This is a genomic window from Tsuneonella amylolytica (assembly GCF_003626915.1).
Lineage (GTDB): Bacteria > Pseudomonadota > Alphaproteobacteria > Sphingomonadales > Sphingomonadaceae > Tsuneonella > Tsuneonella amylolytica.
Genome location: NZ_CP032570.1, coordinates 549,965 through 571,790, shown reverse-complemented (window position 1 = coordinate 571,790; position 21,826 = coordinate 549,965). Strand labels below are relative to the sequence as shown.

Here is a 21,826-nt window from a genome sequence, read left to right as displayed (position 1 = left end):
GATGCGCGACATCCGCCTCCTGACGGACATGTTCATTCCCGGGCAGTTCGTGGGACCGTTCACGCGGGCCAACCCCGGCCTCGGCGGTGCGTGCACGTTCGTGGGCGAGGTACGGGGTGACGACGGGGTGGAGGGTCTCGAGCTCTCGCACTACGAACCGCTGACATTGTCGGGCTTGCACGATCTGGCCGATGCCGCCTTCGCGCGCTTCGACCTGATGGGCCTGATGATGCTGCACCGCGTGGGCTTCCTCCATCCGGGGGAGCCGATCGTCTGCGTGTCAGCGGCGGCGAAGCACCGGCGTTCGGCAATCGATGCAGTCGACTTCGCGATGGATCATCTGAAATCGGCCGCCTGGTTCTGGAAACGGGAACTCAGGACCGGGGAATGGCGCTGGATCGAACCGCGGGACGAAGATTATTCCGACCGGGCCCGCTGGGCTTAGCCGGCGCGGCTGCGCAACCGCGCGAGAACCGCATCCTGTGCCGCAATCATCGCCTGCACCGATTCGCGCACCGCGCCGATCGCCTCGCGGGGAGAACCCGGTTCGAGCGTGGCGTCGACCCACAGGGTATCGAGATCGGCGAGCGAGACCGCGGCCTGGCTGCGCAGCGAATCGAGATCGGCGAGCGCGACCTGCGCGGCTGCCCACGAATCGCTGCCGGTGCCGCCCGCCGCTCGGGCAAGCCGTTCGGCCGCCGGCGTCGCGGCGCGGAAGCGCGCGTCGAACCCGCTTGCTTGGCGCTGCAGTTCCGCGAGGCGCGCCGCCAAATCGGCGCTGGGGACGGCGGGCGGCGGCGGCGGGGCAGGGGCCTGCTCCGCCGTGTCCGCGCCGAAGGTACCTTCGACCCTTTCGGCATCGCGCAAGGCGAGCGAGGGGTACTCGCCGGAGGTCGACGCGCAGGCTGCGGTCAGGAAAAGCGGGGCGAGGGGGAGAAGGCGGCTGAAAGCGGTCACGGGGCGTTCCTTAGCACGGCTGATGCGCGGGGGAAGCTGCTGCGAAAGGTGCGATGCGGCGTTGACTTCACGAAGCGCCTATCCTAACGGCACCCCTCTTTCCGGGCTGCCCCGTGCGGCGCCGGACCCGTCGCCTTGAAACCATCCGCGCGGATGGGCGGCACCAAACAGAAGCGGAAGTGAAACCGATGTTCGCAGTAGTGCGCACGGGCGGCAAGCAGTACCGGGTTGCCGCCGGAGACAAAATCGCGGTCGAGAAGCTGGCGGGCGACGCCGGCGACACGATCACGCTGGACGACGTCCTGCTCGCGGGCGAAGGCGACAGCCTGGCCGACGCGGCGAAGACGGTCGTCTCGGCCGAGATCATCGCCCAGGCCAAGAGCGAGAAGGTCGTCGTCTTCAAGAAGCGGCGCCGCCACAACTATCGCCGCAAGGCGGGCCATCGCCAGCAGATGACGCTCCTGCGCATCGTCGCCGTGGGCGACAGCAAGGCCGAGAAGAAGGCTGCCGCGAAGTCCGAACCCAAGGCCGAAGTCGCCTCGCAGGATGACGCTCCGAAGGCCGATGCGCCCAAGGCTGCCAAGGCCGATGCCGCACCGAAGGCCAAGACGGTCGCTCCGGTCAAGGACACCGGCACGGCCGGCGAAGGTCAGGTCGACGCTCCGAAGAAGGCTGCCGCCAAGAAGCCGGCCGCCAAGAAGACCGACAAGTAAGAGATAGGACGAAACAATGGCACACAAGAAAGCAGGCGGTTCGTCCCGCAACGGCCGCGACAGTGCGGGCCGTCGCCTCGGCGTCAAGAAGTTCGGCAGCCAGGAAGTGATTCCGGGCAATATCATCGTGCGCCAGCGCGGCACGAAGTTCTATCCGGGCAGCGGCGTGGGCATGGGCAAGGACCACACCCTCTTCGCGCTCGTCGAAGGACGCGTGCGTTTCCACGCCGGCAAACTCGGCCGTAAGTACGTCTCGGTGGACATGCCGGCGATGGCTGCGGAATAACCGGACGACTCGATAACGGGGCCGTCCACGGGATGGCCCGCCGCCGGAGGTAATCCGGCATCCAGAGGGAGACAGGGCCGCCCCGAAGATTTCGGGAGGCCAGGTCTCCCTCTTGTCATGTCTCCCTCGCATAGGAGCCCGGCACCGGGCCGAATGGGAGACGTGCGATGTTCCATGTGACCGAAAGGCTGCTGCTGCGACCCGCGTGGCCCGAAGACTGGGCCGAAGTGCTCGCCGTTGTCGGCGAGGAAGCTATTGTGCGCAACCTCGCGAAGGTGCCGTGGCCCTACACCGGGGAGGATGCGCGTTGGTGGACGCGTCAGCCCCAATATCAGGGCCTGCCCAATTTCATTGTCGTCGAATCCGCGAGCGGCCGCGTTGTGGGATCGTGCGGCCTCGCGCCGAGCGAAGGCGATTCCGAGATCGGTTACTGGATTGCGCGCGACGCATGGGGCCGCGGCTACGCGACCGAGGCGGGGCGTGGCGTGCTCGAAGTAGCCCGGATGCTCGGTATCGAGCGGGTGACGGCCGGGCACATGACCGACAACCCGGCATCCGGCCGCGTCCTTCGTAAGCTCGGCTTCCGGCCCGTCGGCTCGGCGCGCCGCTACAGCCTCGCACGGGGGCACAAGGTGGATTCGGTGGAGTACGTGTTCGACATGTCCGAAGACGTGTCGATCCCGCGCGCTGCGTAGAAACGACGAAGCGCCGCCCCCGATTCTTCAGAGGCGGCGCTTCTATAACTCGGTTCAGGGATCAGGCGGGTTGCGGAAGCAGCGCGTCCTCGAAAGCGCCTTCGTAGATCGAGATCAGCTCGCGATCGTCTTCGTTCCACGGATGAAAACCGGGGAGGAAGAAGGCCAGCCACGGAAGCGCGATGCGGCGCAGGAAGCCGGGCTTCCAGAGCAGATAGGCCCAGATCTTCGCTTTCACCTGCCACCCGGTCATGCCGTCCTGTGCCAGCAGGTCCACCATGTCGGCGACGCGGTTCTTGACGAAGCGGCGGGTGACTACGACCATGATCAGGCTCTTGACCTTCCAGCGCTTCCAGCGGCTCCAATCGCGGGTGGCATGGAGCCAGGTGTCGTAGGCAACGCCCTTGTGCTCGATTTCCTCCGCCGAATGCCAGCGCCACAGGTCGCCGAGGTCGCCAGCGGCGCCATGAAGGTGCACCGGATCCTTGAGAAGCTCGTGACCGAACATCGCTGTAAAATGTTCGAGCGCCATCGTCGCGGCGAGGTTGAGGATTGCGGGGCGGTCCTTGGTCAGCGCAAGCATTTGATCGACCCGGCGGTCGATGAAGCTGACGTCGTAACCACTGGCCTGCGCCAGCTTGTTAAACACAACGTGCTCGCGCGTGTGATTGATTTCCTGCTTCACGAAGGCGCGGATTTCGTGCGCGAGCTTGGGATCGGCACCGTCGCGGTGCGCCTTCACCGATTCGACGAAGAAAGCTTCGCCCCGCGGGAAGGTCGCGCTGAGCGCGTTGAACCACGCGGTGGCGATCGGATCGTCGTTGAGCCACCAGCGCTTGGCCTCCGCACCGCGCGCGAACCGGCGATCGCGCACGACGATGTCGAGATCCGCGGGAGTGGGGCGGTCCGCAGGCATGGCATCGCCGGCTGCAAGGGCGGTGTCGCGATCGAACGAGGTAGGGGCGTTCATCGAATCAACTCCATTAACTGACATTGGTGTCAATAGTCCGTGCTGACACGAGTGTCAATAAGCTGGTGTCGCCAGGCTTGTCGGGTTCGTACCGCTCGGTTACGCGGGGAACGATGGCCACGCGCAAAAGATTGAGCCCCGAGGAATCGCGTACCGCCGCGCTCGAAGCAGCCCGGCACCTCCTCATTGAATCCGGACCGCAGTCCGTTACCTTGAAGGCCGTAGCCGGACGGATCGGACGCACCCATGCCAACTTGCTTCACCATTTCGGGTCTGCGTCGGGTCTGCAGAAAGCACTCGCCCAGCACCTCGCCGAAACGGTCTGCGCCACGATCGCCGAGGCAGTCGAGGCGAGCCGAGCCGGTATCGGCAGTCCGCGCGAGGTGGTCGACCTGACCTTCGACGCGTTCGACAAGGAGGGGGCGGGGGCCCTGGCGAGCTGGATGCTCGTGACCGGGAATGAGGATGCGCTCGATCCGATCGTGGAGACCATCCACGAACTCGTCGACGAGATCGCCGTACACGCCGCCGATGCCCATCGCGCCGTGAGGGAGATCCACGAAGACACCCTCACCCTCGTCCTGATGGCGCTGGGTGATGCCCTGATGGGCCGCGCGCTCGCTCGGTCGCTCGGCCTGCCCGAGGGCGCGGCCCGCGACCGGGCGGAGGCTCTGCTCGTCAGTTCGCTCCAGCGCGCGGCAGCGCCGGGCGGCTGACGATCAGAACATGCCTGGAGTCTCGCGCTGCGCGGCGGACGGCGCAGCCGGCTCCAGCATTGTCCGGGCACTGGCGGTAGCTTGCGTACGCTGACCGTTCGACGACGTGATCGGAGTGCACGTGCCGCCGGCAAGGAAGCCGAGCGCCGCCTTGATCGACGCCTCCTGCGGGTCGCCGAGCTGGTGCGTGATGTCATCACCCGCGGCGCAGGTATTCGGTATGTAGGCGGCCAGCCCGCTGAAGTAGTCGCCTTGGCGACTGGCGTTCTCGGTTTTGAATGCGACGACGCGCATACGCTGGTCGCACGGCGCATTGTCGAGCGCCACCTGACCGACAGGCTTGCCATACGTATTGGTGCCGACGAGCGCGGTGTTCGCACCGAGATACGGCGTAAACGAGTTGATCAACAGCTCGCTGGCCGACGCCGTCGCCCGCGTCCCGATAAACGCGATCTTCATCGCCGAGATCGCTTGCGGCTGGCTCGCGAAAGGCTTGGTCTCGTTGTACTGCGCCTTGCTGTCGCGGAATGTCGTGTAGCTGAAGACCTTCCCGACCTTGTCGGCTGCCAGCAGGTCGCCGAACAGTTCGGACGTCCGCACCAGTCCGCCGCCGTTGTAGCGCAAATCGACGATGACTTGGGTCACGCCCTGCGACTTGAACGAGTTGAATGCGGCGCGCAGATCGTCGTCGGCGGTATCGATGAAAGTCCGCAGATTGACGTAACCGACCTTCATGCCGTTGTTGTCGATGATCTTCGCGCCGTAGCGGTCGGAAACCGGATCGAGCGCGAATTCGGTTTTCGTCACCGCGACCGTCGTGACGGTGCCCTTGTTGTTGATCTGGAAGTAGCGGGTTACGCCCGGTGAGTTGGGGCCCAGCGCATCGGTCAGCGCCTGACCGCCGCCGGCCTGAATGATCGACTGGACCGACTGGACGTTCGAGGCCGTGGTGCCGATGCCGACGATTTCCGTGCCGCGATCAATGCCGGCGGCCAGCGCCGGCGCGTTTTCGAAGGCTTCGGTTACGTAGAGCCGGTTCGAACTGTCGAGCGCGAGCCGGACGCCGATGCCGGCGGACGAACCCGACTGGTAATAGGCATTCTCTTCTTTGATCGACGTAACGTAAGTGAACTGCGCGTTCTTCTTTTCCGCGAAGAACGGAGCCAGATAGGCGTCGATGTAAGCTTGGACGGTGCTGTAGTTCGCCTTGTTGACCGATGCATTGATGAGGTTGGGGTAGAGGAACCACTCGTCGATCGAGGCCTTGGCGAAGTCCTGCTGACTCGAGATCGAGCATGAGGCGGTCGCTGGAGGCGTGGGCGTGGGTGTCGGAACCGGTGTCGCGCCGGTGTTGCCGCCGCCGAACGAACCGCCACCCGATCCGCCTCCACCGCCGCAGGCAGTCACCATTCCGGCCATGATCAATGCGAGCGAAGTGCGACCCATGCTCATGCGAACAATCCCTCTCGACGATGCATATATGCGATCCAGCGGCAGCGTCATCATCCGCCGGAATTTGTCTTGTGATGATGACGGGTTAACCGTGCGTGAGCAAGGCCTCGGCGCAATTGGCGCCTCGAACGCGGAAAATCGCGCCAGAATGCCTCTTTCGGCTGTCGAAAACTCGTTCTGAGCCCTTTGGCGCACTCGCGATACGGATGGAACCGCTCTAGGATTGCGCCATGCGATACCCGGCGGGACCCGATCCCGTTCAGAGCGGGCGAGGGGCGGAACCGGGAGTTATCACAGGCAATTCGATCGCATAGCCAAGCATGAAAGGATCAATACGATGGCTGGCAAGAACAATGCGCTGCAGAAACCCGTCAACCTGACGGACGACCTCGAGAAGGTCGTGGGCAAGGGCCCGATGACTCGTGCGCAGGTCACCTCCAAGGTCTGGGAATACATCAAGAAGCACGACCTGCAGGACAGCAAGGACAAGCGCATGATCAATCCGGACGCCACGCTGGGCGCGGTGACCGGCAAGGATCAGATCTCGATGTTCAAGATGACGGGTGCCGTTTCCAAGCACATGAGCTGATCAGTCGTTCGCATGTGGACGGGCGAAGGGCCAGTCGGTCGCTTCACCCGTCCACAACGCGAGCCAGATGAGGACCGGCTGGAATGCCAGCCGCGGCAAATGATAGGCAAGCCCGAGCACGTGGTCGGGGCGTGCAAGATCGAGCGCCATGTGGTTGAAGTTCGCCGGCCAGACGCACAGCGCGTAAAGCGCTAGACCGAACCCGCCCGCAATCCTCAGCCTTTTCGACCATGGTTGCGCGAGCGCGGCCGCGCCGAGCAACTCCGCCACCCCTGTCATCGCGACCACCGCGCCGGGCATCGGTACCCAGTTCGGGACAATCTTCACGAACGGCTCCGGAGAGGCGAGGTGTAGAAACCCCGCCGCCGCGTAAGCCGCCGACAGAAGCCATCGCAGCGTCGTTCTCACGCGCAGCGTGGCCCCCGTCCCTCGGTTCACTCGCGATCCGGTGACAGCTTGATCTCGCCGTCGTCCTCGCCGTCCCAGTAGGCGATACGGGTCGCGGCGACCTTCAGCATGACGGCGCCGGGCGTGTCGACGCCCTGCGGGAACCAGCGATCGAGCGACTTGTCCCAGTGTTCGGCGAACGCACCCTTGTCGCGGACGATCTGCGCGACCCCTTCGACGTGGATGAACTGTCCGGGTGCGCCCAGAATGCCCTTTAGGCCTGCGCTTCCGAGGTACGTGAGCCCGACCTTGGGGTCGCCCTCGATGTCCCTGACCATCTGGCGATCCTCGTATGTGAAGAAATAGGAATCGCCATCGTACTCGACCTCGCTGTTGTTGCTCATCGGGCGCGCGCCGATCGTGCCGCCGGGTGAATGGGTCGACAGCGTGCAAAAATCGATCTGCTTCATGTCCTGGGAAATGTCGGAAAGGCTCTTGGTCATCATCGTCTCCTCAATGATGCCAAGTCCGCCGCCGTTCGTTCGTTCCCCGCTTGGACGCGTCAGACTTCCTCGACCTTCACTCCTTGCCAGAAGGCGATGCGGCCGCGCACCTGCTCCGCCTCCGGTTTCGGATCCGGATAATACCATGCGGCGTCCGGGTTGCGCTCCCCATCAACGTCGAGCGTGTAGTAGTGTGCGGTCCCCTTCCACGGGCATCGGCTGGTGGCTTCGCTGGCGACCAGCAGCGCGGGATCGACATCCGCGCGAGGGAAGTAGTAATTGCCCTCGACGACGACGGTGTCGTCGCTCTTTGCGATGACGGTATCATTCCAGGTTGCCTCGACAGTCATTTCGCTTCCTTGCTTTGCATCAGATTCATCAAGCGCGGTTCCGCGCAGTGGTTCCGAATGGCAGCCCGGCACGGTTTGGGATAAGCGGTCCGGAGTCTCGATAACGCTAGGGGAAACCGACAAATGAAACTCGCTCCGATCGGACTCGCGGCGCTTCTTGTCTCGAGCCCGGCGCTGGCTGCACCCGATCCGGAAGCGGTCGCAGCGGCTGCCCTGAAATCCACGCCGGTGTGGGACGGGCATAACGACGTCCCCGAACAGTTCCGCGAGCGGTACCGGAACATGATCGCGGGAGTCGATTTCGACGATACGCGCGGCACCGCCGACGAGGAGGCGGGCAAGGGTCCGATGCACACCGACCTCCGCCGCGCTGCCGAAGGTCGCCTCGGCGCGCAGTTCTGGTCGGTCTACGTGAGCGCCGACCTTTCGGAACAGCAGGCCGTTCAGGCGACTCTCGAGCAAATCGACGTCATGAAGCGCCTGATCGCGCGTAATCCGGGCCGCATGGAGTTCGTGACGACCGCCGACGGTGCGAAACGTGCCATGCGCGCTGGGCGACTGGCGTCGCTTATCGGCATGGAGGGTGGTCACTCGATCGGATCCAGCCTGGCGGTTCTGCGCCAGATGCATGCGCTGGGCGCACGCTACCTTACCCTGACGCATTCGAAGAACACGCCGTGGGCGGATAGCGCCACCGACGCACCTTCCCACAACGGGCTGACCGGGTTCGGCAAGGACGTAGTCCACGAGATGAACCGGCTCGGGATGCTGGTCGATCTGAGCCACGTCAGCGAGAAGACGATGATGGATGCACTCGATGTGTCGGGCGCGCCGGTGATCTTCAGCCATTCCGGCGCGCGCGCGGTGAACGGCCATGCGCGCAACGTGCCCGACAGCGTCCTGGGGCGCCTGCCTGCGAACGGAGGGCTGGTGATGGCGGTGGGCTATCCCGACTTCCTCAGCGAGACGCGGCGTCAGTGGAGCGCATCGAGCGCTGGGGAAGAGGCGCGGCTCAAGTCGCTGTGGCGCGGCGACCCCGCTGCGGTTGCGGACGGAATGCAAGCATGGCGAGCGGCCAATCCCAAAATCATGGCCACGGTGTCCGACTGGGCCGACCATATCGACCACATCCGCAAGGTCGCGGGGACCGACCATGTCGGGCTCGGCGGTGACTACGACGGTATGGAAACCGGGCCTGTCGGCGCGGAAGACGTGACCGGCTATCCTGCGCTGTTCGCCGAGCTTGCAAGAAGGGGGTACACCAAAACCGACCTCGAAAAGATCGCCGGTGGCAACATCGAACGCGTTCTGCGCGCCGCAGAAGCCTACGCCGCGGCACATCGGAACGATCCGCCGATCGAAAGCCCGACTGCCTTCTAGCCGTCCGGGTCTCGCGTATCGGAGAGCGGTTGCCGGACATGGTCGCCTTCCATCCGGCCGAGGAGCCGTACGAAGAACGCCGTCGACCAGCCGAGCAGGATGACGCCGAGAATCCCCTCGAGAGCGGCGACCATCCGCCATTGGTCGGCGATGGACGCATCGCTGTACCCGATGGTCGCGTAGCTGATCGTCGAGAAATACAGCGATTCCTGAAAATTGCGTAGCGCGCCGAGGTAGTCGAAGAGAAACGCGAAAAGCCAGATTTCCACGAAGTGGATGAAGATCAGCGCAAAGACCGTGCCGAGCGTAAACAGGGTTCCGCGAAACGACAGCGGCTGGAGGTTCTTGAAGCGCTCCTCCGATTCCTCGCCGACGACGGCCCGGTGGAGCGTGAAAAGACCGATGCCGTGAATTACAACGCACACGGCGATCATCAAGGCGCCCACGCCGAGTTGCATGCTGAAGGTCGCGTCGATGACCTGCTGATCGTCGGGTAGCTTGTTCACAACAGGTCCAGCGTGGCTTGGTCGCGCTCACCGTCGAAGAAGGCTTCGAGCACCTTGCGGAACGAAGCGTCCCGGTGCGCCACGGCTTCGAAAAGCGTCATCGAGCTGCGCAGTTTCATCGCGTCCACGGATCCGAAAATGGACACGGCATCGGTTTTGCCGGCAAGCGCGAGGAGGGACAGCGTACAGTCGTGAAGCCGGGAGCCAAGCAAGGAATGGGACAGATAGTCTTCCGCCTCCCTTCGACCGTCGATCCCATAGAACTGCGCGGCTGCGCTTCGCCCCAGGCCTGTGACCTGAGGGAAAATGTACCACATCCAATGGCTTCGCTTCGCTCCATCGCGAATTTCGTCGAGGGCGGTTTCGTAGACGCCCCCGGCCTGGGCTTGGACGAAGCGATCCAGATTGCTCACGATTTCGTGGGATCGTGGCCCCAGTTCATCAGGGAATAGCGCCAGTCGCTGTCCTCGATGTCGCCTGAAGGCTTTTGCGCCAGGTGACGATGTACGTAGCCGACGACCTTCGCCATGTGATCGTACTGGCTGTCGGTCAGGTCGTCCTTCTTCGTCCGCTTGATCTCCACGATCCGCCGTCCCGACTTGTGGCCGGTGCTCTCGCCCCCACCGTCGCTATCGCCGACCGATTTCGATTTTTCGGTGTCGAGCCAGTCCTCGAGTTCCTTCGGGGCCATGTTCACGGCCTCCTGAAAGTCGGAATAAGTCTCTTCCCGCTTGTCGTCGTCCATCTCGGTCTCCTCGTTCAATGGACGGAACCGGATTGCGAGCCGGTCGGTTCCACCAGCGAACAACGAGGACGCATGCGATGGCGGAAAAGAAGGGCAAGGGCAGCGAGACAGCGCAAAAGGCGAATGCGAAGGCGGCAAAGGAGGGCGAAAAGAACCCGCGAAAATCGTCGGCCGCCCAAGCCGAACTGGGCAGAAAGGGCGGCAAGGCTGCCGCGAAGAAGGACTAGTCTTCCTCGTCGACCGTATCGGGCAAGTCCTCCCGCTTTGTTTCTGCCAGATCCTCGAGTTCGCTTTCGGTCATCGAATCGTACATATCTTTCGATGCGCCCTGAAGATCGCCGACTTTTGTATCGCCGCGCTTCGCCGACAATGCGGCTCCCGCAGCCTTCTGTTGCGCCTTCGACTTCGCTGGCATGGCGTTAGACTCCTCTCACGTCCCGTCGCTACCTTCTCGAATGACTTCGAGCCTTACATCGCATCCGACGAAGGATTTCCGGCCGGAGCATCGCCCGGCGTCGCGCTATCCGACGGAGAGGTTGCCGGGTTCGGTTCTACCTCAAGCAATCCGTTTTGCGACGTCTGATCTTCAGTCGACTGATCGAAGGTAGGGGCCATCGGTTCGCCGCGATCGCTTTGCGCACCTTCTTCCGCGATCGTGTTGCTCACGCTGGGCTCGCTGTCCGCGCCGTCGGGTTGGCTCGCGGCACCCACCATCCACACCACGCTCAAGAATACGACCACCAGCACGAGGCCGACGATCAGCACCCAGCGCACCACGCCTTCCTTGGAGCCGCCGCTGACCTCGGTCTCGGTTGCATGAATTTCGTTGCCCCGGTTGTCCATCTGAAACGTTCCCTTGTGAATTTGGTCGATCTACGGTCGGCCGCCGCCGTGGTTCCTAGTCCCGAAGAAGCTCGTTGATGCCGGTCTTCGCACGGGTCTGCGCGTCGACCGTCTTCACGATGACTGCGCAGTAGAGGCTGGGGCCGGGGCTACCGTCGGGAAGGGGGCGGCCGGCCATCGATCCGGGCACGACCACCGAGTACGGCGGGACGCGGCCGATGTGCACCTCGCCGGTCGCGCGATCGACGATCTTGGTCGACGCGCCGAGGTAGACGCCCATCGAGAGAACCGCTCCTTCGCAGACACGCACACCCTCGACGACTTCGGACCGGGCGCCGATGAAGCAACCGTCCTCGATCACGACCGGTCCCGCTTGGAGCGGTTCGAGCACGCCGCCGATCCCGACCCCGCCCGACAGGTGCACGTGATCGCCGATCTGGGCGCAGCTGCCGACCGTGGCCCAGGTATCGACCATCGTCCCTTCGCCGACGCGGGCCCCGATGTTGACGAAGCTGGGCATCAGAACCACGCCCTTGCCGATGTGGCTGCCGCGGCGGACGATCGCACCGGGGACGACGCGAAATCCTGCATCGCGAAATCGGTTCTCGCCCCATCCGGCGAACTTGCTGGGCACCTTGTCGTAGGCCGGCGCGCCCGCGCTGCCGCCGTCCATGACGATGTTGTCGTTCAGGCGGAAGCTGAGAAGGACTGCCTTCTTCAGCCACTCGTTCACGCGCCAGCCGCCGTTGCCGTCGGGTTCGGCGACACGTGCGCTGCCATCGTCGAGCATCGCAAGCGCGGCTTCAACCGGCTCGCAAACATCGGAGCTGGCGGCGGTCACCTCGGCGCGTCGTTCCCACGCGGCGTCGATGGCTGTTTCGAGATCTGCGGTCATCTGCTGTCGTCTCCCTGCGGTCTTTCCCGCGCTAGCGACGTGCTTCGTGCTCGACAAGCGAGCCGGGCCGGCATTCTCGAAGGGACCGGCTTACCAATCGTCGTTCATGCCCGCTTTAGCGTTGCATGATATACGGCGGCGTAATTCCATCAGGGACGCGACGAATGACGAACGGATCGGGTGGCCGTGCCGCACGGCTTCGCACTGGATGCGCTATGGTCGCCTTGGCGCTGCTGACCGCTTGCGGGGGCGGAGGGGGCGGCGGGGGCGGTGTGATCAGCACGCCCGCACCCGTGCCGACGCCATCGCCTTCGCCGGCCCCCGCACCGGCACCGACCCCCACCCCGCCACCGACGACAACCAACTTCGATACCGCCGAATACCGCCGGTCCGACGGACCGTCGTACCACGGCGCGGCGACCGCCTGGTCTGCCAGCGCGACGGGTGCAGGGGTCAAGATCGCGGTCATCGATACCGGTATCGATACCGACAACCCCGAATTCGCGGGCCGGATCGATTCCGGCAGCGCCGACGTCGCCGGCAACGGTACCTTCGAGGCCAGCGACGATCACGGCACGCAGGTTGCTCTCGTCGCCGCTGCGGCGCGTAACAATACGGGCGTGGTGGGGATCGCCTACAACGCCTCGATCGTCGCCCTGCGCGCCGACAGTCCGGGCAGCTGCGCGTCGAAGGACGACTGCGTTTTCACAGACACCAATATCGCGCGCGGTATCGACCGTGCGGTGGCGGCAGGGGCGACGGTCATCAACCTTTCGCTCGGCGGCGACGCACCTTCCCGGGGCCTTCTGGACTCGGTGACGAAGGCGTCGGCCGCGGGCGTCGTGCTTGTGGTTTCGGCCGGTAACGAGGGCGACGGCAGCGATCCCGACATCGACCCCAATACCCCCAACCCTTTTGCAATCGCGGTGCGGACCGCGGGCGGCGCCAACGTGATCATCGTGGGCTCGGTCAACGAGCAGGGACAATTCTCCGCTTTCAGCAACAAGGCGGGGAGCCAGGCGAACTATTACCTGTCGGCGCTTGGCGAGAGGGTCTGCTGCGTTTACGAGAACGGCGTCCTCAAGCAGACCAGCGACAGCAGCGGCACGTTCGTGACCCTAGTGTCGGGCACGAGCTTCAGCGCGCCGCAGGTCTCGGGTGCGGTCGCGCTGCTGAAGCAGGCGTTTCCCAACCTCTCCGGCGCGCAGATGGTGGACCTGCTGCTCAAGTCCGCGCGGGACGCGGGCGCGACCGGGACCGATCCGATATACGGGCGCGGCATCCTCGACATCGCGGCCGCCTTCGCACCGCGCGGCGCGACCGCGCTCGCGGGCAGCACATCGGTCGTGCGCGTCGCCGACGATACCGGAGTGGCATCGCCGGCGATGGGCGATGCCTTCGTGGGCGGGACGCTCGGTGCGGTCGTGACTGACAGCTACGGCCGGGCTTACGGATACGACCTCGCGCAAGGCCTCAGGCGGGCGGCGGCCGAGCCCAAGCTGCTCGGTGCGGTCGATGCCGGTTCGCGCCGGATCGGGGCAGCGGGCAAGACGATGGCGCTGGCGTTCACGGTCGCCGACGGGTCGCGCGGCGGCATGGCGCCCATCGCGCCGCTACGCCTTTCGAGCGACCAGGCGCGGGAGGCGACGGTCCTCGCCGCTCGGGTCGCGATGAAGCTCGCGCCGGGCAAGACGATGGGGTTTGCGTTCCGTGAAAGCCCTGAGGGCCTCGTCGCGCAGCTTCAGGGCCGCGAGCAGGCGGCCTTCCTGATCGCGGGGGACGCGCGCGGGCAGGCCGGTTTTTCCGCGTTTGGCGATACGTCGCTCGCCTATCGTCAGCAGATCGGCGATTGGGGCCTGACCGCCAGCGGCGGCACGGGCAGCGCCCGGCTCGGCAACCTCCGTCTCGCCGACGGCGTGCTCGACAGGCAGCGCGAAGAGAAGTCGGTTCGCACCTTTTCGCTGGCCGCCGATCGCTCATTCGGTGCCATCGGCACGGTCTTGGGGCTGACGTGGTTGAACGAGGACCGCACCGTCCTTGGCGGATATTTCCACGACGCGTTCGGCGCAGGCGGGGCGAACAGCCTGTTCATCGATGCCCATGTGGGTTGGCGCTTCGCAGATGGATGGCGTCTCGGCGGGGCGATCCGGCAGGGATGGACGCGCGCGGACCGTGTGGGGCTGGTTTCGGCCGGTTCGAATTTCTCGAGCCGCGCATTGTCGGCCGACCTGACGCGCAGCGGAATCCTCGGGACGACCGACACGCTCGGCCTGCGCGTATCGCAGCCGTTGCGGGTCGAGGGCGGTGGCCTCGCGCTCAACCTGCCTGTCGATTACAGCTATGCCACGCTCAGCCCCACCTACGGCATCCGTTCGCTGTCACTCTCGCCGAAGGGGCGCGAGATCGACACGGAACTGGCCTGGCAGGGAGCGCTTCTGGGCGGCAACGCCTCGGCAAGCGTCTTCTACCGCAGGGATCCCGGCCACGTCGCCGCACTGCGCGACGACAAGGGCGTGGCGGTGAAGTGGGGCGTGCGGTTCTAATTCGTCAGGCCGGTGCGCCGGCCTTTCGTGCGAACTCCCACGCCTTGTCGGCCAGCGGGGCGACGCGGTCGCTCTGCGCCTTGGCATGGGCCGAGCTCGCCGTCCCGTCGATGACGCGCTTCTTGATGCCCTGGAGGATGCCCGCGAGGCGGAAGAAGTTGTAGGCAAAGAACCAATTCATATCCGGCACCTCGGTCCGCCCGGTGGCCGCGCAATATCTTTCGACGGTCTCCTCGAGTTCCGGAATACCGAGAGCCTGCCGGTCGAGGTCCATCACTCCGCTGCGGCCGCCGTTCTCGGTGACGTACATCATGCACAGGTAGGTGAAGTCCGACATCGGGTCGCCGAGCGTCGAGAGCTCCCAGTCGAGCACCGCCAGCACTTCGGGCCGGTCGTGCGCGAAGATCATGTTGTCGATCCGGTAATCGCCGTGGACGACGCTGGTGCGCGTCTGCTCGGGCAGCGTCGCCGGCAGGTATTCGATCAGCTTCTCCATCGACGGAAGCGTTTCAGTCTCGGACAGGCGGTACTGCTTCGTCCACCTGTCGACCTGCCGTCCGAAGTAGTTGCCGGGCTTGCCGTAAGTCTCGAGGCCCGCGTCTTCGATGCTGGTGTTGTGAAGCTTGGCCAGCGTGTCGATCATCGCGTTGTAGACCGCGCGGCGCTCTGGCGGTTCGGCGCCGGGCATCGCGCCGTCCCAGATGGTCCGCCCGTCGACCATGTCCATGACGTAGAACCACGACCCCACGACCTCGTCGTCGGTGCACAGGCCGAACTGCTGCGCCACCGGGAAGCCGGTCCTGTAGAGCCCGGACTGGACGCGGAATTCGCGGTCGACCGCGTGCGCGCTCGGCAAGAGCGGGCCGTACGGCTTACGGCGCAGGACGTAGCTCTTGGCAGGGGTCGCGATTTTGTAGGTCGGGTTCGACTGGCCGCCCTTGAACTTGCCCTGCGTCAGCGGGCCTTCGAAGCCGGGGACGTTGGCTTCCATCCAGGCGGTCAGCTTCGCTTCGTCGAGGTGATCGGCCTCGCTCGGCGCGACGGTGCCGGTGAACGCAGCTGTCGCGTCGGCGATTTCCGGGCTCGGAACGCTCATTGATCGAACACGATCACGCTGCGCGCGCTGTCGCCCTGCTTCATCTTTTCAAAGCCTTCGTTGACGTCCTTCAGACCGATCCTTTCGGCGATAATGGTGTCGAGGTCGAGCAGTCCGCGCATGTAGAAGTCGACCAGCCGGGGCAGGTCCACCGGAAACCGGTTCATCCCCATGATCGCGCCCTGCAGCTTCTTGCCACTCAGGAGGTCCATCGCGCCGAGGCCGACCTTGCAGTCGAGCGGCATCATCCCGAGGATCGTGGCCGTCCCTCCGCGGCGCAGCACCTTGCAGGCGAGGTCGGCGGAAGCTTGCCGGCCAACAGCCTCGATAGCGTGATGGACGCCGCCCTTGGTCAGCTCGACGATCTGGCCGACCGCGTCGTCGGCCATGGCGTCGATCGCATGGGTCGCGCCCAGCACCTTGGCGAGTTCGCGCTTGGCGGGGACGGGATCGACCGCGATGACCATGCCGGCGCCGGCGATCTTGGCGGCGTTGATCGCGGCCAGCCCCACGCCGCCGCAGCCAATCACGGCCACCGTCTCGCCGGGGACCAGCTTGCAGGCGTTGAAGATCGTGCCTGCCCCTGTCGTTACCGCGCAGCCGATGATGGCGGCCCGGTCGAGCGGCATGTCGCGATCGATCGCCACGCAGGCGTTCTCGTGAATGAGCATCTGTTCGGCGAATGCCGACAGGTTGAGCATCTGGTTGACCGTGCTGCCGTCGGGCCGGGACAGGCGCGGCGGCTGCCCTTGCGCGCGGCGGGTGTCGCCGCTGACGCATAAAGCAAGCCGGCCGGTAACGCAGAATTCGCAGTGTCCGCAGAACGCGCTGAGGCAGGAGACGACGTGGTCGCCGGGCTTGACCGTGCGAACCTCGCTCCCGACCGCTTCGACCACGCCGGCCGCTTCATGGCCAGGTACACCAGGCAGGGGGTGGGGGTAGGCACCCTCTATGAAGTGAAGGTCGGAATGGCACAGGCCGCATGCGGCGGTGCGGATCAGGACCTCGTGCGGACCGGGCTTGGCGATCGACAGGTCTTCGATTTCCAGCGGCTGCTTGGGCTGGACGAGTACGGCGGCTTTCATGGGTATCTCCGGTCCCCCTCCCGCAGGCGCGAGAGGGGGCAGGGCTGGTCGGTTCGGATGTCAGCGCGTGGCGGCCATGTCGCCCGAACTGTAGTCGGTGAACACGTTGCTCGGCTTCTCGACATTCGGCGCGTGGCGCGCGAACTCGATCCGCGCGATGGCACGTGCGTGCACTTCGTCAGGGCCGTCGGCCAACCGCAGGGTGCGTTGGTGGGCGTAGGCGTTGGCGAGACCGAAGTCGTCGCTCACGCCGCCGGCGCCGTGGGCCTGGATCGCGTCGTCGATGATCCGCAGCGCCATGTTGGGCGCCTGGACCTTGATCATCGCGATCTCCTGCGCCGCGGCCTTGTTGCCGACCTTGTCCATCATGTCGGCTGCCTTGAGGCAGAGCAGGCGGGTCATCTCGATGTCGATGCGCGCGCGGGCGACGCGTTCTTCCCACACGGAATGCTGGTAGATCGGCTTGCCGAAGGCTTCGCGGGTCTGGAGGCGCTTGCACATCTTTTCGAGCGCTTCCTCGGCGACGCCGATCGTGCGCATGCAGTGGTGGATGCGGCCGGGCCCGAGGCGGCCCTGCGCGATTTCGAACCCGCGCCCTTCACCCAGGATCATGTTCGATACGGGAACGCGCACGTCCTTGAGCACGATTTCCATATGGCCGTGCGGGCTGTCGTCGTAGCCGAAAACCGGCAGATGCCGCTTGATCGTGACGCCTTCGGCATCGAGGGGAACGAGGATCTGCGACTGCTGCTGGTGTCGCTTGGCCTCGAAGTCGGTCTTGCCCATCACGATCGCGACCTTGCAGCGCGGGTCGCCTGCGCCCGAAGACCACCACTTCGTGCCATTGATGACGTAATGGTCGCCGTCGCGGACCATGCGGGTTTCGATGTTGGTCGCGTCGGAGGACGCAACGGCGGGCTCGGTCATCAGGAAGGCGGACCGGATCTCGCCCTCCATCAGCGGCTTCAGCCACTCGTCCTTCTGCTCGCGCGTCCCGTAACGGTGGAACACCTCCATGTTGCCGGTATCGGGGGCGGAGCAGTTGAACACCTCGCTCGCCCAGCCGATGCGGCCCATTTCCTCGGCGCACAGTGCGTACTCGAGGTTGGTGAGCCCGGGGCCGTCGAATTCGAAGCTGTCGTCGACGTGCGGGCGGCCCGACTGCGGGGGCATGAACAGGTTCCAGATGCCCTGCGCTTTCGCGCGGGCCTTTTCTTCTTCGAGCACCGGATTGACGCCCCAGCGGTCCTTCTCGTGCGCCTCCTTGTACTCGTCGGTACGCGGGCGGACGTGGCTGTCGATGAAGTGGCGCACCCGGTCGCGCCAGTGCTTCTGCCGGTCGGTCGGTTCGAAATCCATGTCCGCTTGTCCTCTCGTTTCGTTCGTTCGGTTTCGATTCGGGACCGTGGCAGAGCGTTCGCCGCTCGCCAAGGTCGGGATTGCCATTCTAGGGATGAAGCGCGGTCCCTTCGGGGTCGGCTTTCGCCGCGTCGGCCAGCAGCGCGAGCCGCGCCTCGTGCTGGGCGCGGGTGATCGGGAACTTGCGTACGATCAGCGCGACGCCGATCGCCAGGATAAAGACGCACACGACATAGGCGATCGCGAGATCGTCGACGATCTGCGGCGCGACCTCGCCAGGCTTCGCGCCCGCGGGCATGCCGGCGTAGGCGAGCAGGTAGCCGGTCACGAAGATACCGAGGCCTGTCGAACACTTGCTGGCGAAGAACGCACCGGCCGAGAATGTGCCTTCGCTGCGCCGACCGGTCTCGACCTCGGATGCTTCGACCACATCGGCCACCATCGACCAGATCGACATGGTCGCGATCACGCTGAACAGGTTGGAAAAGAACGTAAAGACGAACATCACGCCGATCGCCGCGTTCGTACCGTCGGGCCACCAGAGGCCGAAATGGCGCAGGGTCAAAGGCGTCACCCAGAATGTCATGCCTACCAGCCCGGCGACGACGGCACTGTCGCGCTTCCCCAGCTTCAGGTGCATCGGCGCGACCAGCAGGAAGCTGCCGACCACGCTGATGAACAGCATGACCGGATAAAGCTGCAGCCATACCGGTGTGAACTGCCAGACGAACAGCATCAGGTACGTCGAAATCGAGAACGTGATCCCCTGGCTGGTGATCGCCACCGCCATCGCCGCCATCAAAATCACGAAGGCCGGCGTCCGGAAACTCTCGAAGATTTCTCCGAAAGCCCCGGCGATGCCCGCCCGTGCATTGGGCGGTCGCTTGCCCGGTAGATAGGCGGCCCACTTGTGCATCCCGATGGCCGACGCGATGACGGTCGCCACCATCAGCACCGCGCCGGTAATGCCATAAAGCCGGTAGCCGTCGCGGGCGAGCATCGCGTTGGGGAGGAACACCCCGTAGGCGAGCAGCAGCATGAGCAGGCCGCCGCCCCATGCGAAAAGGAAACGCGCGCGGGTCAGCCGCGTGCGCTCGTCGTAATCGCGGGTGATCTCGGGCACCATCGCGGCGGAGGGAACCTCACAGCAGGCGACCGCCGCGCGGACCGCGATCGCGCCTGCCAGCAATATGGGGAAGCTCGCCGCGCCAGGCGACGGCGACCAGAGCAACCACCAGGCTATGCCCAGCGGGATCGGCGCGAAATACAGGAACGGCAGTCGCCGGCCCCAGCGCGTGCGGGTCCGGTCGCTGACGTAGCTGACGACGGGATCGATAAGTCCGTCGAACACCAGCGCGATGAGCAGCGCGAGGCTGACCAGCCGCGCGTCCATCCCCAGCACCTGGTTGTAGAACAGCAGCAGGAACGTGGAAAACCCGTTGTCCTTGATCCCGTAGGCGACGCTGCCGAGACCGTTCGCGAACACGAGCCGACGCGGGACCGGCCCCTTGATCGGCAAGGGTGCGTCGGCGGCGGAGGCTCTCGCCATTAGCCGGCGCTCGCCTTCGCCTGTTCCTCGAGCGCGGCCAGCATACCGAGTGCACTCGGGGCCTCCGGATCCCAGCTTGGTCGCTGGCCGATGGTGAGACCGCCATCGACCAGAAGGCCGGTGCCGTTGACGAAGCCGGCGGCCTCGCTGGCGAGGAAGGCACACGCTTCCGCGATGTCGCGCGGCTGCCCGCCGCGCTTTACCGGCTGGGCGTTGGCGCTGGCCTGCGCGATCATCGCCTTGGCGATACTCTTCGTCTTGTCCGGCAGGTCCAGCGAGCTGGTGAAGATGTTGGTGTTGATGAAGCCGGGCAGGATGGCGTTCACCCGGATGCCGAACTGGGCAAGGTCGGCCGCTGCCACTTTCGTCAGATGCAGCACCGCCGCCTTGGCGACGGCATAGGCGGTGGGAGAGTACCCGCTGCCGGTCGCCGCGACGCTGGCGGTGTTGACGATTGCTGCACCGGGCCGGTCCTTCATGTGCGGTACGGCATACCGGATGCCGAACGCGACGGACCGGACCAGCAGGTCCATCGTGCGATCCCATGCCTCAGGCTCGATCTCGTGAATCTTCTCGCGAGCGCCTCCGGCACCGGCGTTGTTGAACACTACGTCGATCCCGCCGGTTTCCCCGGCTGCCCGGTCCATCAAGGCCTCGATCGCCTCGGTCGAGCAGACGTCGGTCGAGACGAAGCGAATGTCGCCCGCGCCCTCTGCCACCAGCCGGTCGCCGCCCTCGGCATCGATGTCGGCGGCGAACACGACGCCGCCTTCACGGGCAAACAGGCGCGCCGTTTCCGCGCCGATGCCCGATGCCGCGCCGGTGACGACGATGGTCTTGCCTGAGAATCGCATGGCCTCTCCCGAAGGCGTTTCGTTTGCCGGGTAGGGTAGGCCGATGCGCCCTATCGTCAACGGGGCAAATGGTGCCGCTACGGCATCCTCGTAAAAGGGGTATGGCGGGAACAAGCCCCTTGCCCCGCGGCCCGAAACCGCTTTACGTGTGCGTCAACGAGAGGAGATTCCCGATGGCCGATCTGGACGCCTTCCGCGCGGAAACCCGCGCCTGGCTCGAAGAAAATTGTCCGCCCGAAATGCGCGAACCCGTTCAGGGCGAAGGCGACGTGTATTGGGGCGGCCGCAACGCCACCTTCAAGTCGGACGCGCAGAAGGCCTGGTTCGAAGCGTGCCGCGACAAGGGCTACACCGTGCCCTCCTGGCCCAAGGAATACGGCGGTGCCGGTCTCTCTCCCGCGGAAGCCAAGGTGCTGCGCGAGGAAATGGCCGCGATCAACGCGCGTCCGCCACTGTCCAGCTTCGGCATCTGGATGCTCGGGCCCGCGCTGCTGCATTTCGGCACCGAGGGGCAGAAGAAACGCTTCCTCACCGAGATCGCGCGGGGCGAAATCCGCTGGTGCCAAGGCTATTCGGAACCGGGCAGCGGATCGGACCTCGTTAGCCTGCAGACGTTCGGCGAAGACAAGGGTGACCACTGGACGGTCAACGGCCAGAAGGTCTGGACCAGCTACGCCGACAAGGCCGACTGGATCTTCTGCCTCGTCCGCACCGACAAGGCGAACAAGTACCAGGGCATCACGTTCATGCTGTTCGACATGGCGACCGCCGGCGTCAGCACGAAGCCGATTTTGCTGATCAGCGGTAACAGCCCGTTCTGCGAAACGTTCTTCGACGATGTCGATGTGCCGAAGTCTTATGGCGAGGACATCCCGGCGCAGGTCGGCGAGGTCAACCGCGGATGGGACGTGGCGAAGTACCTGCTCGGCCACGAACGCGAGATGATCTCGGCCACCGGCGGCGGCGACCGGGCGACCTCGCTCGGCGCGGTCGCGGCGCGCAACGGCACGCTCGACCCCGTCCTGCGGAGCGAGTTGGCGCTGTTCGACATCGACGCCCTCTCCTTCACCGCCATGAGCGAGAAGTTCCTCGACGAGATCAAGGTCGGCAAGGCGCATCCCGCTCAGCCCAACATGATGAAGTACGCCGGGACGGAGCTCAACAAGACCCGCCACGAACTGCTGATGGCGGCCGGCGGATCGACCGCGCTCGAATGGGACAGCGAGGAAACCCGCGGCGGTGCCCGTGCGCGCGACTGGCTGCGCACGAAGGCTAACTCGATCGAGGGCGGCACGTCCGAAGTCATGCTGGGCGTGATCGCCAAGCGCATTCTCGAACTCCCGGGGGCCTGAT

General features: G+C 65.3%; 26 protein-coding genes and 1 pseudogene. 10 read left to right on the top strand and 17 right to left on the bottom strand.

Annotated features, from left to right (window positions below; translation table 11 throughout):
* Position 1: 1 nt before the first annotated feature.
* Positions 2–445, top strand: coding sequence for a molybdenum cofactor biosynthesis protein MoaE (locus tag D4766_RS02890; RefSeq protein WP_120716095.1), 444 nt, complete (start codon positions 2–4; stop codon positions 443–445).
* Here D4766_RS02890 and D4766_RS02885 read toward each other — a convergent pair.
* Complete coding sequence (locus D4766_RS02885; RefSeq protein WP_234024868.1) at positions 442–957, bottom strand: hypothetical protein; 516 nt, start codon at positions 955–957, stop codon at positions 442–444. The two genes, D4766_RS02890 and D4766_RS02885, sit on opposite strands and share 4 nt — an antisense overlap.
* Positions 958–1,145: 188 nt before the next feature.
* Here D4766_RS02885 and rplU point away from each other — a divergent pair, with 188 nt between their 5' ends.
* The 3 genes from rplU (at position 1,146) to D4766_RS02870 (ending at position 2,651) form a co-directional block, all read left to right on the top strand.
* Positions 1,146–1,670, top strand: coding sequence for a 50S ribosomal protein L21 (rplU, locus tag D4766_RS02880; protein ID WP_120718017.1), 525 nt, complete (start codon positions 1,146–1,148; stop codon positions 1,668–1,670).
* A gap of 16 nt (positions 1,671–1,686) precedes the next feature.
* Complete coding sequence (rpmA, locus tag D4766_RS02875) at positions 1,687–1,956, top strand: 50S ribosomal protein L27 (RefSeq protein WP_120716093.1); 270 nt, start codon at positions 1,687–1,689, stop codon at positions 1,954–1,956.
* Positions 1,957–2,123: 167 nt separating this feature from the next.
* Positions 2,124–2,651: a GNAT family N-acetyltransferase gene (locus D4766_RS02870; protein ID WP_120716092.1), complete on the top strand. Its 528-nt coding sequence runs from the start codon at positions 2,124–2,126 to the stop codon at positions 2,649–2,651.
* A gap of 61 nt (positions 2,652–2,712) precedes the next feature.
* Here D4766_RS02870 and D4766_RS02865 read toward each other — a convergent pair whose 3' ends face one another.
* Complete coding sequence (locus tag D4766_RS02865) at positions 2,713–3,621, bottom strand: metal-dependent hydrolase (protein WP_120716091.1); 909 nt, start codon at positions 3,619–3,621, stop codon at positions 2,713–2,715.
* 113 nt (positions 3,622–3,734) lie between these two features.
* On the opposite strand from D4766_RS02865, the gene D4766_RS02860 reads away from it, so the two are divergent.
* The gene (locus tag D4766_RS02860; protein WP_120716090.1) at positions 3,735–4,337 is read left to right on the top strand and encodes a TetR/AcrR family transcriptional regulator; all 603 of its coding nucleotides are present in this window, start codon (positions 3,735–3,737) and stop codon (positions 4,335–4,337) included.
* A gap of 3 nt (positions 4,338–4,340) precedes the next feature.
* On the opposite strand, the gene D4766_RS02855 is transcribed toward D4766_RS02860, so the two are convergent.
* The gene (locus D4766_RS02855) at positions 4,341–5,789 is read right to left on the bottom strand and encodes a S41 family peptidase (protein ID WP_120716089.1); all 1,449 of its coding nucleotides are present in this window, start codon (positions 5,787–5,789) and stop codon (positions 4,341–4,343) included.
* A gap of 337 nt (positions 5,790–6,126) precedes the next feature.
* Between D4766_RS02855 and D4766_RS02850 the strand changes: the two genes are divergently transcribed.
* Positions 6,127–6,378, top strand: coding sequence for an SWIB/MDM2 domain-containing protein (locus D4766_RS02850; protein ID WP_120716088.1), 252 nt, complete (start codon positions 6,127–6,129; stop codon positions 6,376–6,378).
* Between the two features lie 111 nt (positions 6,379–6,489).
* Here the strand turns inward: D4766_RS02850 and D4766_RS14170 are convergent.
* The 3 genes and pseudogenes from D4766_RS14170 to D4766_RS02835 form a co-directional block, all read right to left on the bottom strand.
* Positions 6,490–6,786: pseudogene (locus D4766_RS14170) on the bottom strand (DoxX-related protein); the annotation flags it as partial.
* Between the two features lie 26 nt (positions 6,787–6,812).
* Complete coding sequence (locus tag D4766_RS02840; RefSeq protein ID WP_325049105.1) at positions 6,813–7,268, bottom strand: pyridoxamine 5'-phosphate oxidase family protein; 456 nt, start codon at positions 7,266–7,268, stop codon at positions 6,813–6,815.
* Between the two features lie 59 nt (positions 7,269–7,327).
* Positions 7,328–7,618: a DUF427 domain-containing protein gene (locus D4766_RS02835; protein ID WP_120716086.1), complete on the bottom strand. Its 291-nt coding sequence runs from the start codon at positions 7,616–7,618 to the stop codon at positions 7,328–7,330.
* A gap of 123 nt (positions 7,619–7,741) precedes the next feature.
* Between D4766_RS02835 and D4766_RS02830 the strand changes: the two genes are divergently transcribed.
* On the top strand, positions 7,742–8,998 hold the full coding sequence (locus D4766_RS02830) for a dipeptidase (protein WP_120716085.1): 1,257 nt from the start codon (positions 7,742–7,744) through the stop codon (positions 8,996–8,998).
* On the opposite strand, the gene D4766_RS02825 is transcribed toward D4766_RS02830, so the two are convergent.
* The 3 genes from D4766_RS02825 to D4766_RS02815 are packed head-to-tail and all read right to left on the bottom strand — an operon-like array spanning position 8,995 to position 10,249.
* Complete coding sequence (locus D4766_RS02825; RefSeq protein WP_120716084.1) at positions 8,995–9,504, bottom strand: potassium channel family protein; 510 nt, start codon at positions 9,502–9,504, stop codon at positions 8,995–8,997. The two genes, D4766_RS02830 and D4766_RS02825, sit on opposite strands and share 4 nt — an antisense overlap.
* On the bottom strand, positions 9,501–9,917 hold the full coding sequence (locus D4766_RS02820) for a DUF1810 domain-containing protein (RefSeq protein WP_120716083.1): 417 nt from the start codon (positions 9,915–9,917) through the stop codon (positions 9,501–9,503). Before D4766_RS02820 ends, D4766_RS02825 begins: the two co-directional genes overlap by 4 nt.
* Entirely contained in the window at positions 9,914–10,249 is a 336-nt protein-coding gene (locus D4766_RS02815; protein WP_120718015.1) for a DUF3140 domain-containing protein, read from the bottom strand. The genes D4766_RS02820 and D4766_RS02815 overlap by 4 nt, the downstream gene beginning before the upstream one ends.
* A gap of 77 nt (positions 10,250–10,326) precedes the next feature.
* On the opposite strand from D4766_RS02815, the gene D4766_RS13695 reads away from it, so the two are divergent.
* Positions 10,327–10,476 carry a hypothetical protein gene (locus tag D4766_RS13695; RefSeq protein ID WP_162935636.1) on the top strand — a complete coding sequence of 50 codons (150 nt, stop codon included), beginning with the start codon at positions 10,327–10,329 and terminating at the stop codon, positions 10,474–10,476.
* On the opposite strand, the gene D4766_RS02810 is transcribed toward D4766_RS13695, so the two are convergent.
* From D4766_RS02810 to dapD, 3 genes are read right to left on the bottom strand one after another with little or no spacing between them, the layout of a single operon-like run.
* A complete protein-coding gene (locus D4766_RS02810; protein WP_120716082.1) occupies positions 10,473–10,664 on the bottom strand; it encodes a DUF3008 family protein in 192 nt (63 codons plus the stop codon). The two genes, D4766_RS13695 and D4766_RS02810, sit on opposite strands and share 4 nt — an antisense overlap.
* Before the next feature lie 53 nt (positions 10,665–10,717).
* Positions 10,718–11,092 (bottom strand): hypothetical protein, encoded by a 375-nt coding sequence (locus tag D4766_RS02805; protein ID WP_120716081.1) that lies wholly within the window; start codon positions 11,090–11,092, stop codon positions 10,718–10,720.
* A gap of 55 nt (positions 11,093–11,147) precedes the next feature.
* On the bottom strand, positions 11,148–11,987 hold the full coding sequence (gene dapD / locus D4766_RS02800) for a 2,3,4,5-tetrahydropyridine-2,6-dicarboxylate N-succinyltransferase (RefSeq protein ID WP_120716080.1): 840 nt from the start codon (positions 11,985–11,987) through the stop codon (positions 11,148–11,150).
* A gap of 215 nt (positions 11,988–12,202) precedes the next feature.
* On the opposite strand from dapD, the gene D4766_RS02795 reads away from it, so the two are divergent.
* Entirely contained in the window at positions 12,203–14,530 is a 2,328-nt protein-coding gene (locus tag D4766_RS02795) for a S8 family peptidase (protein ID WP_120716079.1), read from the top strand.
* Between the two features lie 4 nt (positions 14,531–14,534).
* On the opposite strand, the gene D4766_RS02790 is transcribed toward D4766_RS02795, so the two are convergent.
* From D4766_RS02790 to D4766_RS02770, 5 genes are all read right to left on the bottom strand, one after another.
* Positions 14,535–15,626, bottom strand: a complete 1,092-nt coding sequence (locus D4766_RS02790; protein ID WP_120716078.1) for a phosphotransferase family protein — start codon at positions 15,624–15,626, stop codon at positions 14,535–14,537.
* Positions 15,623–16,711, bottom strand: coding sequence for a Zn-dependent alcohol dehydrogenase (locus tag D4766_RS02785; protein WP_120716077.1), 1,089 nt, complete (start codon positions 16,709–16,711; stop codon positions 15,623–15,625). The genes D4766_RS02790 and D4766_RS02785 overlap by 4 nt, the downstream gene beginning before the upstream one ends.
* 60 nt (positions 16,712–16,771) lie before the next feature.
* Entirely contained in the window at positions 16,772–18,070 is a 1,299-nt protein-coding gene (locus D4766_RS02780) for an acyl-CoA dehydrogenase family protein (protein WP_120716076.1), read from the bottom strand.
* An 88-nt stretch (positions 18,071–18,158) separates the two neighbouring features.
* Positions 18,159–19,619 (bottom strand): MFS transporter, encoded by a 1,461-nt coding sequence (locus D4766_RS02775; protein WP_120716075.1) that lies wholly within the window; start codon positions 19,617–19,619, stop codon positions 18,159–18,161.
* The gene (locus D4766_RS02770) at positions 19,619–20,473 is read right to left on the bottom strand and encodes an SDR family NAD(P)-dependent oxidoreductase (RefSeq protein ID WP_120716074.1); all 855 of its coding nucleotides are present in this window, start codon (positions 20,471–20,473) and stop codon (positions 19,619–19,621) included. Before D4766_RS02770 ends, D4766_RS02775 begins: the two co-directional genes overlap by 1 nt.
* Positions 20,474–20,646: 173 nt before the next feature.
* Here D4766_RS02770 and D4766_RS02765 point away from each other — a divergent pair, with 173 nt between their 5' ends.
* A complete protein-coding gene (locus tag D4766_RS02765) occupies positions 20,647–21,825 on the top strand; it encodes an acyl-CoA dehydrogenase family protein (RefSeq protein WP_120716073.1) in 1,179 nt (392 codons plus the stop codon).
* Position 21,826: the final 1 nt, after the last annotated feature.